General features: G+C 65.6%; 11 protein-coding genes. 10 read left to right on the top strand and 1 reads right to left on the bottom strand.

Features of this window, described 5'->3' with window-relative positions:
* Window positions 1-31: 31 nt before the first annotated feature.
* The 5 genes from Q0Q36_RS07870 to Q0Q36_RS07850 all read left to right on the top strand — a co-directional run bounded on the left by Q0Q36_RS07870 (window position 32) and on the right by Q0Q36_RS07850 (window position 6269).
* Window positions 32-1300, top strand: a complete 1269-nt coding sequence (locus tag Q0Q36_RS07870; protein ID WP_293797057.1) for a glycosyltransferase family 4 protein — start codon at window positions 32-34, stop codon at window positions 1298-1300.
* Between the two features lie 32 nt (window positions 1301-1332).
* A complete protein-coding gene (locus Q0Q36_RS07865) occupies window positions 1333-2529 on the top strand; it encodes a polysaccharide pyruvyl transferase family protein (RefSeq protein WP_293797056.1) in 1197 nt (398 codons plus the stop codon).
* Window positions 2526-3698: a hypothetical protein gene (locus Q0Q36_RS07860; RefSeq protein WP_293797054.1), complete on the top strand. Its 1173-nt coding sequence runs from the start codon at window positions 2526-2528 to the stop codon at window positions 3696-3698. The genes Q0Q36_RS07865 and Q0Q36_RS07860 overlap by 4 nt, the downstream gene beginning before the upstream one ends.
* Window positions 3695-5152: a polysaccharide pyruvyl transferase family protein gene (locus Q0Q36_RS07855; protein WP_293797051.1), complete on the top strand. Its 1458-nt coding sequence runs from the start codon at window positions 3695-3697 to the stop codon at window positions 5150-5152. Before Q0Q36_RS07860 ends, Q0Q36_RS07855 begins: the two co-directional genes overlap by 4 nt.
* 82 nt (window positions 5153-5234) lie before the next feature.
* Entirely contained in the window at window positions 5235-6269 is a 1035-nt protein-coding gene (locus tag Q0Q36_RS07850) for a GSCFA domain-containing protein (protein WP_293797048.1), read from the top strand.
* Window positions 6270-6275: 6 nt separating this feature from the next.
* Here Q0Q36_RS07850 and Q0Q36_RS07845 read toward each other — a convergent pair whose 3' ends face one another.
* A complete protein-coding gene (locus Q0Q36_RS07845) occupies window positions 6276-6851 on the bottom strand; it encodes a TetR/AcrR family transcriptional regulator (protein WP_293797046.1) in 576 nt (191 codons plus the stop codon).
* Between the two features lie 260 nt (window positions 6852-7111).
* Here Q0Q36_RS07845 and Q0Q36_RS07840 point away from each other — a divergent pair, with 260 nt between their 5' ends.
* Genes Q0Q36_RS07840 through Q0Q36_RS07820 form a run of 5 tightly spaced genes read left to right on the top strand, consistent with a single transcriptional unit; the run spans window position 7112 to window position 12538 of the window.
* The gene (locus tag Q0Q36_RS07840) at window positions 7112-8176 is read left to right on the top strand and encodes an ABC transporter ATP-binding protein (protein WP_293797045.1); all 1065 of its coding nucleotides are present in this window, start codon (window positions 7112-7114) and stop codon (window positions 8174-8176) included.
* A 39-nt stretch (window positions 8177-8215) separates the two neighbouring features.
* Window positions 8216-9262 carry an ABC transporter substrate-binding protein gene (locus Q0Q36_RS07835; protein ID WP_293797043.1) on the top strand — a complete coding sequence of 349 codons (1047 nt, stop codon included), beginning with the start codon at window positions 8216-8218 and terminating at the stop codon, window positions 9260-9262.
* Window positions 9263-9286: 24 nt separating this feature from the next.
* Window positions 9287-10123 carry an ABC transporter permease gene (locus Q0Q36_RS07830; protein ID WP_293797041.1) on the top strand — a complete coding sequence of 279 codons (837 nt, stop codon included), beginning with the start codon at window positions 9287-9289 and terminating at the stop codon, window positions 10121-10123.
* Window positions 10120-10929, top strand: a complete 810-nt coding sequence (locus tag Q0Q36_RS07825; protein WP_293797039.1) for an ABC transporter permease — start codon at window positions 10120-10122, stop codon at window positions 10927-10929. Before Q0Q36_RS07830 ends, Q0Q36_RS07825 begins: the two co-directional genes overlap by 4 nt.
* On the top strand, window positions 10922-12538 hold the full coding sequence (locus Q0Q36_RS07820; protein ID WP_293797036.1) for a class I adenylate-forming enzyme family protein: 1617 nt from the start codon (window positions 10922-10924) through the stop codon (window positions 12536-12538). Before Q0Q36_RS07825 ends, Q0Q36_RS07820 begins: the two co-directional genes overlap by 8 nt.
* Window positions 12539-12573 lie beyond the last annotated feature (35 nt).

Raw genomic sequence — 12573 nt, 5'->3', positions numbered from 1 at the left:
GGTTCTCGTGATATCGCACGGCCATCCTTCGATGTCCCTGGGGGGCGCGGAGGTGGCGTCCTACAACCTGCACAAGGGCTTGCAGGCCGGCGAGGGCGTCGATTCCCATTTCCTCGCCCGCGTTGGGGCGCCGACGCCGCGCCATGCCGGCACGGCGCTGATGAGCCTGCGCCAGCGCGGCGGCGAATTACTCTACTACGCCGAGGATTACGACCACTTCCTGATCTCGAACCGGGCGACGGAGGAGATCGACCGCGATTTCGTGCGCGTGCTGAACGACCTGAAGCCGGATGTGGTGCATTTCCACCATTTCATCGGGCTTGGCCTCGAATGCCTGTTCGCGGTGCGCGACGCGCTGCCGGACGCGCTGATCGTGGTGACCTTCCACGAATATCTCTCGATTTGCCATCACCATGGCCAGATGGTGAAGACCGGCGCCTTCAAGCTCTGCTACCGGGCTTCGCCGACCGACTGCAACGCCTGTTTCCCGGACATTTCGCCGGCCCGCTTCCTGGCGCGCGAGACCTTCATCAAGGGCATGCTGGGGCTGGCCGACCATTTCGTCTCGCCGAGCCGCTTCCTCGTCGACCGCTATGTCGACTGGGGCCTCGCCGAGGAGCGCTTCTCGGTGATCGAGAACGGTATCGACGTCGCCAGCGTCGCGCCGCCGCGTCCTTTGCCCGAGGGGAAGGCGCGCCGCTCGCGCTTCGCCTATTTCGGCCAGCTCACGCCCTACAAGGGCGCCGACGTCCTGATCGACGCGGTGACGCGCATTCCCGAGGATGTTTGGGGCGAGGATTCGATCCTGCTGGTCTATGGCGGCAATCTGGAGCGCCAGCCGCAAGCCTATCAGGACAAGTTCGCCAAGCTCGTTGAAGCGGCCGGTCGGCGCGTGCGCTTCTGCGGCGCCTTCCAGAACCGCGAGATGCCTAATCTGATGCGCTCGGTCGACTGGATGGTGATGCCATCGGTCTGGTGGGAGAACTCGCCGATCGTGATCCAGGAGGCGTTCTTCCACGGCCGCCCGATCCTGGCGAGCAATCTCGGCGGCATGGCCGAGAAGATCACCGACGAGGTCGACGGCCTGCATTTCCGGCCCGGCAGCCCGGAAGATCTCGTCGACTGCATGACCCGCGCGCTGACCGAGCCCAGCCTCTGGGAGCGCCTGCGCGGCGGCATCAAGCGGCCGATGAGCCATCGCGAATGCGCGGGCACGCATCTCGACCTCTACCGCCGCCTCCTTGCGGAGCGCAGCAAGCCTTCCGCCATGCGGCAGGACCCTGCCGCGATGATCGCTTGAAACCATAACGAAACAACAGGGGAGACCCGACCATGGCCCGCATCCTCGTCATCAGCCCCTCCGGGGAGGTCTATGATCACGACAATGTCCGCTGGTATCGCCATGCCGATCTGCAGAGCCATATCGAGCACTACCACAATATCGGCGATGCCTTCGTCTTCGATTCCTCGCTGAAGCTGCTCAATTTCGAGAAGCTCGACGAGTTGCCGATCGACCGCGTCGACCCCGCGATGATCGACCGGCTCAATGCCGAATACGACTATGTCTTCCTGCGCGGCTCCAACTATGTCCATGCGCAGATGAACTGGGCCAAGGCGGGCGAGGTGCTGCGCCGGCTCAAATTGCCGGTGATCGCTTTCGGCATCGGCGCCCAGGCGCCGGTCAGCGGCAAGCTGGAATTGAGCGAGGATACGAAGACCGTCCTGAAGCTCATTTCGGATTCGACGGCGTCGCTCGGCGTGCGCGGTACCTATTCGGCGGAGGTGCTGAACGATCTCGGCATCAGGAATGTCCGCATCATCGGCTGCCCGACCGCATTCCGGAACAACGACCCCAACCTCGCCATCCGCCTGCCGCCGCTGGAGCAGATCAAGACCGCCGGCGTGACGCTGCGGCGCGAGGTCTCGAAGACCTATGCCCAGGATATCAAGCGCTATCTCACCTTCCACCGCTCGCTGGTGAAGGCGATGGCCGATCGTTTCGAGGTCACGCTGATGTCGCAGGGCGAGGTCGAGGAGAAGAAGCTCGCGCTCGGCACGGCCGAGCAGAAGGCGCAGGCGCTTGCCGCGCTGAAGCAGAACGAGTGGGCCAATAACTGGTATCTCGATGAGCAGGTCACCGGACTCTACCAGAGCCGGATGTTCTACTCCGACGTGGTCGCGGAATATGAGCGGCTGGTGCGCGGGCTCGACCTCGTACTTGGCTATCGCCTGCACGGCAACCTGATGGCGCTCGCGAACGGCACGCCCTCGATCTACTTCACCTATGACAGTCGCACGGTCGAGTTCGCCGATACGTTCAAGATCCCGAGCATCGACGTCTTCGCCGGCCAGGATTTCAGGCTGGAGGAGCACTGGGACCAGGCGCGCTTCGACCGCTTCAACGCGGCCTATGGGCAGGTCTATCGCGCGATGAGCGCCTTCCTCAGCGAGAACAAGGTCGACCACAAGATGGCCAAACCGGCTGCGGCCACCCAGGAGGCGCCTGCGCCCGAAAGGAAGGTGGCATGAGGGGCGCCCGCACCCTGCGCGGGGCTCTGTCGGCGGCCCTTATGCTGCTGGCGGTGCCTGCGGTGGCGCAGGGTTATCGGCTGGAGCTCGCGCCCGGCGCGCAGGAGGAGACCGTCGTCTCCTGGGCGCGCGAGCGCTGCGAGGAATGGGACCTGCCGGATGCGCCCTTGCGGGCCTTCCGTGATGACAAGGGCGAGGTTGTCGCCTTCGCCAGCCATTATCGCAGCCGCCCGCTGATCGGCCGTGACCTCACCTCGATCCGCAAGAGTTGCGCGGTCTCGTTCGAGGCTAATAGCAGTGCCGATCCGAGCCAATTCAGCGACAAGAGCTGGATCGCCGCGACCTGGACCGGCGACGGGCGTCATGTCGAAGCACTGATCCATGCCGAGTACCATGCCGACAAGCATCCGGGCGCCTGCCGCTTCAAGGAGGCGATGAGCTGCTGGTACAATGTCGTGACGGCCGCGCAGTCCGACGATGGCGGGCGCAGCTTCAGGACCGACGAGCCGCGTCCATTGGTGGCGGCACCGCCCTACAAGCAGGATGTCGGACAGGGTCGGCATCGCGGCTTCTTCAATCCCTCGAACATCGTCCAGAAGGACGGCGCCTGGTATGCGCTGATCGCGACGACCGGTGGCGAAGGCCAGAAGAACGGCGTCTGCCTGTTCCGCTCCACGGATATCAAGGACCCGACGACCTGGCGCGCCTTCGACGGGCAGGATTTCACGATCCCCGCCGTCGATCCCTATCGCGATGACCTGAGCCAAGCGCGCCCGTGCCAGCCGCTCAGATATCTGCCGACCACGGTCGGCTCGGTCACACGGCACGAGGCGAGCGGGCAATGGCTCGCGATCTTCCATCTCGGTCCCGATCCCAAACAGGGCATTGCTGGCGGGCGCGTCGCCTATAGCTGGTCGAAGGATCTCGTGACCTGGTCGCCGCTCAAGACGCTCGTCACGCATCCGACCATGTGGAGCAAGGATTGCGGCGACCGCGACCGCTACGGCTACGGCGCCGTCGCAGACCCGGCCTCGCGCTCGCGCAATTTCGAGACCACGGGCGATCAGCCCTTTTTGTTCATGACCAAGATGCATGTCGCCGACTGCAAGATCGGCCCGCAGCGCGATCTCGTCCGCATCAAAATCCGCATCGTGAAGGACAATCCATGAATGCGCCAGCGCACCCGCTTTCGGCCAGCCAGGCCGTGCAGACCATGAAAATCCTGCGGGCCACCACGCAGGAGGTCGTAGTCCTCGTTGCCCGCGAGCCCGGCGGAAGCTGGCCGTCATTGCTCCTGCTCATCGATGGGCAGGACTACGCCACGATCAACCCAGGCGCGCTGGTCACGGGCGATGCGACCGTTGCCGAGATCGCCATTCCGCTGCCGGCTTTCCCCGAGACGCGCCTGCGCTCCATCGCGGTGGCGGACGCCCGTACAGGCGCGCTCGCGCCCGGCTCGGAACTGCGCCCGGTCTCGAAAACCAAGGCGCTGCGGGCGCTGGTGATCTATCCGGCCGGCGAGGTCTACGACCATGACAAGGTGCGCTGGTATCGCGCGCCGATGGAGAAGCTGCTCAGCGACTATTTCAACATCGGCGACATGATCGTCTACGACTCGACGCTGAAGCTCCTCGATTACGCGCATCTGGAGCCGATGAAGATCATGTCGCCGACGGATGCCGACATCGCGCGCTATGCCAGCGAGTTCGATTTCGTCTTCGTGCGCGGCTCGAACTTCATCCATGAGAGCATGGAGTGGTTCCGTGCCGTCGAGGTGCTGGAGAAGGTCAAGCTGCCGGTCTACGCTATCGGCGTCGGGGCGCAGGCGAGCCAGAACCGCCGGATCGAATTGTCGGAAGGCTCGAAGCGCTTCTGGTCGATCGTCGCCGAGCGTTCGGCCGCCGTCGGCGTGCGCGGCGCCTTCAGCGCCGAGACGCTACGGCAGAACGGCATCCGCAATGTCGAGGTGGTCGGCTGCCCCTCGATCTTCCGCACCCGCAATCGCGACCTCAAGATCCGCGTTCCTGACCAGCGTGAGATCCGCAAGGTCGCGTTCAGCCTGCGCCGCGAGGCCGACAAGAGCTATACCGCCGACCCCGAAGCCTATCTGCGCAACCAGAAGGCCGCCTTGCTCAAGGTTGATGCCCAAAGCGAGATGGTGATGTCCTCGCATGGCGAGCAGGAGGAGAAGGCGTTCTTCCTGCGCGATCCCGCCGCCAAGGAGAAGGCCGTCGCCGAATTCACCCGCACCGGCTGGTGGAGCGGGGCGAACGATGCCGCGATGCGCCGGATCTACGAGAAGCAATTGTTCTCGTTCTTCGATGTCGAGCATTACGACGCCTTTGCCCGCTCGCAGGATCTCGCTGTCGGCTATCGCGTCCATGGCGTGCTGCCGGCGGTGGCGCATGGCGTGCCCGGCGTGCTCGTCGCCTATGACACGCGCAGCCAGGAACTGGCCGAGACACTGAAGATCCCGGTCGTGCCGGAGGCGGCGCTGGCCGAGGGCGGGTGGCGCGCGGTCTATCAGGAGGCGGCCCTGAACGGCCTCGCGAAGAGCTATGCCGGCTCCTACGACCGGATGCGCGGCTTCCTCGACCGGAACGGCATTCCCCACCGGATGTGAGGGCTGGGCTGATCCCACGAATGGCCTTCGCAGAGGCGCGAAGGCCCTCCGGCTATCGGCTTCCACGAACCAGGAGACGATCATGAAGATCGAATATGATGCGGGCACGGCCCTTTCGATCATGCGCGGCAATCCCGTGCGCGGCTGGACCTCGGGCAAGCCCGAGAAGATGGCCAAGGAGCGCCTGACCACGGGCGACTATGTCGCGGTGGAGCACAAGCCGAAGTTCAAGCTCGACCCGTCCGAGCCGATCTTCACCATGGGTTCGTGCTTCGCGCGCGAGGTCGAGAACATCCTGATGGCGCGGGGCCTGCCGCTGCTGCTTGAAGGCCATGGCGTGCCGGCCGAGCATTTCGAGAGCTGGAGCGAGGAGAGCGGGCGCGGCGGCGGGGCCGATCGCGGCCAGCTCAGCCGGGGCGCGCTGAACAAGTACTCGGTGCGCTCGATGACGCATGAATTGAAGCGCGTCCTGACGGGCGAGAGCTACCCTGACGAGGGGCTGATCGAGCTTGGGCCTGGGCAATGGTTCGATCCGCAGGCCAGTGGCCTCCGGCTGCTCGACCGGGAGAGCGCCTTCGCCAACCGCAAGCGCCTGACAACGGCGACGGCGCAGATCAAGCAGGCCCGCGTCTGCTTCTTCACGCTCGGCCTGACCGAGACCTGGCTCGATGCGCAGACCGGCATCGCGATGAACGCCCATCCCGGCCCCGTCTGGCTGCAGCGCATGCCGGAGCGCTTCCGCTTCGTCGATTACGGCTATGACGCGACGCTCGCCGACATGCTCGACATCATCGGGCTGATCCGCGAGCACTGCCATCCCGAGATGCGCTTCGTCGTCACCGTCTCGCCAGTGCCGTTCGGAGCGACCTTCAAGGACGCCGATGTCATCGTCGCCAACAGCGCCTCGAAATCGGTATTGCGGGCCGTGGCGGAGGAATTGTTCCGCCGCTTCGATTTCGTCGACTACTTCCCGAGCTACGAGATCGTGCTCAACTCGCCGCGTGCGCTCGCCTTCCAGGACGACCAGCTCCATGTCGCACGCGACATGGTCCAGCATGTGATGGAAACGTTCCAGGGCGCGTATCTGGCGCCGCAGGAGCAGCCGCAGGCGGCGTGATCGCGGTCACGGATCGCGGCCGAGCAGGGAGCGATGCCAGCTCAGTGAGAGCATTCCGGCGAACTCGTCATCGGTGAGGCCGATGGCGAGGCCCCGCGCGAAGACCTCGTGCAGCAGCTTGTCGACCATGGCAATGCAGCCCAGCGCGGTCGCCAGGCGCTGGGGGATCGGCTCCGCGGTCAGTGAAGGCTGCTCGCGTTCCGCCGCGCGCAGGACGCGATGGGCCAGCGCGAGGTTGGCTTTCAGGCCAATCGCTGCGAATTCGTCGAGCTCGTCGGCGAGCTGCCCTTGGCAGCGCATCAGGCCGATATTCCGGCGGTAGAGGTCGATATAGTAGAGGTGGCCGATGACGAGGCGCTGGTAAAAGCTCTGGCCCGGCTGCCGCTGCGGGCGATTGGCGCGGATCGCTTCCATGAAGGCGGTGAGCACGTCATGAGCGACGCCGCGCTTGTCCTTCCAGTGCAGATAGAAGGTGCCGTGGGCGAAATCGGCGCGCTTGCAGATATCGGCGACCTTCAGGCCGCCGAAGCCGGCATCCTGGATCAGCTCCGCTGCCGCGATCATCAGCTTTCGGCGGGTCATCTCCGAACGCGACAGTTTCGGCGCGGCTTCCAATTCGGCGCACATGGCTTCCGGCAGGCTGAAGCCGGAGGTTGCGGCTTCCGCTACGCTTGAGCCAATGGCTGCGCCGGCAGCCGTTTCGGCCGCTTTTTCAGCTTCGTCAGCCTGCTTTGCGGATGGATGGCCGCTTGACACGTCTCGTCTCCGATTCACATACTGACATTGATATCAGTTTCAGGATCATGATGCACCCATCTCTAGCACATCGCGGCGCGAAAGGGTTGCAGGCCTCCGCAGGCGGGGCGCCGATCTCGTTTGCGGGGATCACGAAGCGCTATGGGCCGGTCGAGGCGCTTCGGGAATTCTCGCTGGATATCGCGGGCGGGGAGTTCGTTACCTTCCTCGGCCCGTCGGGCTCCGGCAAGACGACGGCGCTCAACATCCTTGCCGGCTTCATCGAGCCCAGTGCAGGCGACGTGCTGATCGGCGGCGTCTCGATCACCCGCCTGCCGACCGAGAAGCGCAATGTCGGCATGGTCTTCCAGAGCTATTCGCTGTTCCCGCATATGGATGTCCGCGACAATGTCGCCTTTCCGCTGCGGATGCGCGGCGTGCCGAAGGCCGAGCGCCATGCTCGCGCCGAGCAGGCGCTGGCGATGGTCAGGCTTGCAGGCTTCGGGGGACGCAAGCCGCATGAGCTCTCCGGTGGCCAGCGTCAGCGTGTCGCCTGCGCCCGTGCCATCGTGTTCGAGCCGCGCGTGCTGCTGATGGATGAGCCGCTCGGCGCGCTTGATCTCAAGCTGCGCGAGGCGATGCAGGACGAGATCAAGGAGGTGCAGCGCCGCATCGGCTGCACAGTGATCTATGTCACGCACGACCAGGGCGAGGCGCTCGCCATGTCCGATCGGATCGTGGTGATGAGCGAGGGGCGGATCGAGCAGATCGGCTCGCCGGCCGCGGTCTATGACAGCCCGAGCAACGCCTTCGTCGCGCAATTCGTCGGCGAGACCAATTTTCTGCCGGCCAAGCTGGCCGGGGGGCGGCTCACCTTCGCGGGGGGCGATGGACCGGCGCCGGCGCGCCTGCCGGAAGGCTGGCGCGGGCGGGTGGCCTTGCGGCCGGAGCATTTCACGAGGGTCGCGGAGGCTGGGGCTATGCCAGTGCTCGCCGGGCGGATCGGCGACGTCGCCTTCCACGGCGGCAGCTACCGCTATGTCGTCGAGACGGAGAAGGCGGGGCGCGTGATCGTGCAGGAGCAGCGCCGGCATGGCGCCGACGGCCCGGTGGTCGGCGCGCCGGTGACGCTCAGGTTCAGCCTGGAAAGGGCCGCGTTCCTCGACGGCTGACGATCGATTCCACGACATAACAAGGGGAGGGAGCGAACGATGACCGCAGTGACGAGACGTGACATGGGCCGCTTGGCGCTGGGCGGCGCGGCGCTTGTCGCATTGGGCACGAGCGCCCGCGCACAAGCCGTGACGATCACCGTCAACGGGTCGGGCGGCAGCCTCGCCAAGTCACTGGAGCGGATCTACGAGAAGCCCTTCACCGCCGAGACCGGCATCGGGATCCGGGCCACGGCGCCCGTCTCGCTCGCCAAGCTCAAGGCGATGGTCGAGACCGGCAACATGGAATGGGACCTGACCGAGATGGGCGGGGCCGACATGATCGAGGCGGTCAAGAACGGCTGGCTGACCGAGATCGACTGGTCGATCGTCGATCCCGACAACAAGCTGCCGCCGATCGCCCGCCAGAAATACGGCATGGTGACCTCGACCTTTTCGACCGTGATCGCCTATCGCACCGACAAGTTCGGCGGGAAGGCGCCGAAATCCTGGGCCGATTTCTGGGATGTGAAGAGCTTTCCGGGGCCGCGCGCCCTGCAGGATTCGCCGGTGCAGAACCTCGAATTCGCGCTGCTGGCCGACGGCGTGCCGGCGGACAAGCTCTATCCGCTCGATGTCGAGCGTGCCTTCAAGAAGCTCGACCAGATCAAGCGCAACGTCGCGGCCTGGTGGACGACCGGCGCCCAGCAGGTCCAGCTCCTCGTCGATGGCGAGGCGGTGATGGGCACTGTCTGGAACGGGCGCGTGCCGCCACTCAAGAAGGAGGGCAAGCCGGTCGACATCATCTGGAATGGCGGTGCTTTGCAGCTCTCCTACTGGGCGGTGCCGAAGGGTGCGAAGCATCCGAAAGAAGCGATGCGCTACATGAAATCGCGCCTCGACCCCGACAAGGGCGCTCAGCTCCTGCAGGATTCGCCCTATCCCGGCTTCGCGCCCGGCCTGATCGAGAAGGTCGATCCGGAACTGGCGAAGATCCTGCCGATCCATCCCGACAATGTCGCCGTCCAGTACGCGTTCAACCCGGAATACTGGAGCGAGAACCGGCCGAAGCTGACCGAGCGCTGGGCCGCCTGGCTGCTGAGTTGAGGGCACGAGCCGGAGACGGGTGACGTGATCAGGAAATCGATGGTGGCGCCGCTTCTGGCCGCACCGCTCCTGCTGCTCTTCGCGATCTTCTTCGTGGTCCCGTTCGTCGAGATCATGCGAATCTCGTTTTCGGGCAAGGGCGGAGCATGGGCCGGCGCGAGCTGGCTGATGTCCTCGCCGGTCTTCGCGCTCGTCTTCCTGAACACGCTGCAGCTCGCGCTGAGCGTGACGCTGATCTGCCTCGTCCTCGGTTATCCCGCCGCCTGCTTCATCGCCGGCCAGCCGGCCTCGCGGCGCGGCATCTATCTCGCTCTGGTGCTTTTGCCGTTCTGGACCAGCGTGCTCGTGCGCACCTATACATGGTCGCTGGTGCTCGGGCGCGAGGGGCTGCTCAACGCCTCGCTGATCTGGCTCGGGATCACTTCCGAGCCGCAGCGCTTCATGTTCACGCCATTGGCTGTGCATCTCGGCATGGTGCAGATCCTGCTGCCGGTCGCGATCCTCACTCTTGTCGGCGTCATGACCGAGCTCGATGCGGGGCTGGTCCGGGCGGCGCGCGTGCTTGGCGCCTCGCCCTGGCGCGCCTTCTGGCATGTCTACCTGCCGATGACGAAGCCCGGTATCGTCGCGGCGGCGATGCTGCTCTTCATCCTGTCGCTCGGCTTCTACATCACGCCGGCACTGCTCGGCGGGCCGCGCCACCGCACCATCGCCAACCTGATCGATCTTCAGGTCCACCAGATGAACGACTGGACGGCGGCCTCCGCCATGGCGCTCGTGCTGCTGGCGACGACGATCGCCGCGGTCGCGCTGCTGCGCTGGCTGGTGCCGGAGCGCAATCTCTATGGGGGCGACCGATGAGCCCCCGTGTCGTTCGCATCGCGCTCGCTCTCTGGTTCTGCGCGGTCGTCTTCTTCCTGCTGTTCCCGCTGGTCTTCCTGATCCCGCTCTCCTTCAACGAGTCGGAGATCCTGAGCTTCCCGCCGAGCGCCTGGTCGCTGCGCTGGTATCGCGTACTGTTCACCGATGCCTCCTGGAGCGGGGCGCTCTGGCTCAGCGTCAAGATCGGCGTGCTGGTAACGATCCTCTCTGTCGCGATCGGGACGGCCAGCGCATTGGCGATCGTGCGGCATCGCCTGCCGGGGTCGGGACTGCTCTATGGGCTCGCGATCGCGCCACTGATCGTGCCAGGAATCGTCATCGCGCTCGGCATGTTCATGCTGTTCGCGCGGCTGAAATGGCTGGAGAGCCTGACCACGCTGGTCCTCGCCCATACGGTCGTCGCCGTGCCTTATGTGATCGTCGTGGTCAGTGCCGCCCTGCGCAATCTCGACGAGACGATCGAGCGCGCGGCGCGCGTGCTCGGCGCCGACCCGTGGCGGAGCTTCCTGCTGGTGACGCTGCCGGCGCTGAGGCCCGCGATCCTGGCCGGCGCGATGTTCGCCTTCTTCGCCTCTTTCGATGACCTGATCATCACGCTCTTTGTCTCCGGGGCGATCGAGACCCTGCCGCTCCGGATCTGGAACGACCTCAATCTCAGGCTCGACCCGACCGTCGCCGCCGCCGCCTGCGTGATGGTGGCTATGTCGATGGCCGGGCTCGGTATCGCCGAAATCGCGCGTAGCGCCGGCTTACGCCGGCTCAGGACGGAACAGGCCGATGGATAGGGAATTGCAGGAAGCCGCTGATTTGCGCGCGCTGATCGAGGCCGAGCCGTTCCCGCGCAATCTCGCGGCCTTCATCGAGGCTTGCGCCGCCGAGATGGGCGATGCCCCGGCAGCGAATTTCTTCGAGGCCGGCATCATCATCAGCTATCGCGAGCTTGCCGAGAAGACGCGCTCGCTCGCGGCGGGGCTGGCGGCGCGCGGCATCGGCTTCGGTGACCGCGTCGGCGTGATGCTGCCGAACATTCCGGCCTTTCCGCTGACCTGGCTGGCGCTGGCGCGGATCGGCGCGATCATGGTGCCGGTCAATGTCCGCTACACCCCGCGCGAGGTCGCCTATGTAGTGAGCGATAGTGGCGCCGGGGCGATCGTGATCGAGGCCGGCCTGCTTGCCGAGATCGGGGAGGCGCCCGAGGTCAGGGACCTCGCGGCTTTCGCCAAGCCGATCGTCGTCGGGGGCGAGGGCGACTGGGAAGCACTGGCCGCGACGCCGGCCGCCGGTTTCGTGCCGGCACGGGAGCCCGAACTCGATGACCTCATCAACATCCAGTACACCTCGGGCACGACCGGCTTTCCCAAGGGCTGCATGCTCAGCCATCGCTACTGGCTGACGCTGGGCCGGGTCGCGGCGATGCGCGCCAACGGCATCGTCAAGCATGTCATCGCGGCTCAGCCCTTCTACTACATGGACCCGCAATGGCTGCTGCTGATGGCGATGCGCCTGAAGGGCACGCTCTTCGTCGCGGCCAAGGCCTCGGGTACGAACTTCCTCGACTGGGTCCGGCGCTACGGCATCGAATACTGCATCTTCCCGCAGATCGTCCTAAAGCAGGCGCGGCGGCCGGATGATCGCGATATCCCGCTGAAGATGGTCTCGGTCTTCGGCCTGCGGAAGAACATGCATGCCGAGCTGGAAGCGCGCTTCAACGTGGTGGCGCGCGAGAGCTTCGGCATGACCGAGGTCGGCTCGGCCCTGTTCACGCCCTATGGCGCGACCTCGATGGTCGGCTCCGGCACCTGCGGCATCGCCTCGCCCTTCCGCGAGGCGACGATCCGCGACGAGGACGGCAACGAAGTCTCGGCTGGCGAGATCGGCGAATTGTGGATTCGCGGCCCCGGCATCCTGCAGGGTTACTGGAACAAGCCCGAAGCCAACGCCGACAGTTTCCGTGAGGGCGGCTGGTTCCGCACCGGCGACCTGTTCCGGCGCGATGAGCGCGGCTTCCATTATATCGTCGGGCGGATCAAGGACATGATCCGCCGCTCGGGTGAGAACATCGCCGCACGCGAGGTCGAGGCGGTGATGCTCGGCTGGCAGGATATCCTCGAAGTCGCCGCTATCCCCGTCCCCGATATCGACCGCGGGCAGGAGGTGAAGGCCTGCATCGTGCTGAAGCCGGGCGTCGCGGCCGATGCCTTCGATGTCGACGGCTTCTTCGCGCATTGCAGCGCGCATCTCGCCCCGTTCAAGGTGCCGCGCTTCCTCGAATTCCGCGTGAGCCTGCCGAAAACCCCGTCCGAGAAGGTCGCCAAGCACGTCATCGTCGCCGAGCGCGAGGATCTGCGCGCCGGGGCCTATGACCGGCTGTCCCGTGGCTGGCTCGCCGGCTGAACCGCTTCCGTTTCGAGATATCCGCGCCGAAGGAG

It is taken from the genome of uncultured Allobosea sp. (assembly GCF_945957345.1).
In the GTDB taxonomy this organism is placed as follows: domain Bacteria; phylum Pseudomonadota; class Alphaproteobacteria; order Rhizobiales; family Beijerinckiaceae; genus Allobosea.
The sequence above is the reverse complement of the archived record's forward strand: the minus strand, read 5'-3'. Positions and strand labels throughout refer to the sequence as shown.

Coding starts and splice junctions, on each gene's coding strand:
- Q0Q36_RS07870 (WP_293797057.1), top strand. CDS start 32: ATGTCCCTGGGGGGCGCGGAGGTGGCGTCCTACAACCTGCACAAGGGC.
- Q0Q36_RS07865 (WP_293797056.1), top strand. CDS start 1,333: ATGGCCCGCATCCTCGTCATCAGCCCCTCCGGGGAGGTCTATGATCAC.
- Q0Q36_RS07860 (WP_293797054.1), top strand. CDS start 2,526: ATGAGGGGCGCCCGCACCCTGCGCGGGGCTCTGTCGGCGGCCCTTATG.
- Q0Q36_RS07855 (WP_293797051.1), top strand. CDS start 3,695: ATGAATGCGCCAGCGCACCCGCTTTCGGCCAGCCAGGCCGTGCAGACC.
- Q0Q36_RS07850 (WP_293797048.1), top strand. CDS start 5,235: ATGAAGATCGAATATGATGCGGGCACGGCCCTTTCGATCATGCGCGGC.
- Q0Q36_RS07845 (WP_293797046.1), bottom strand. CDS start 6,851: ATGACCCGCCGAAAGCTGATGATCGCGGCAGCGGAGCTGATCCAGGAT.
- Q0Q36_RS07835 (WP_293797043.1), top strand. CDS start 8,216: ATGACCGCAGTGACGAGACGTGACATGGGCCGCTTGGCGCTGGGCGGC.
- Q0Q36_RS07825 (WP_293797039.1), top strand. CDS start 10,120: ATGAGCCCCCGTGTCGTTCGCATCGCGCTCGCTCTCTGGTTCTGCGCG.
- Q0Q36_RS07820 (WP_293797036.1), top strand. CDS start 10,922: ATGGATAGGGAATTGCAGGAAGCCGCTGATTTGCGCGCGCTGATCGAG.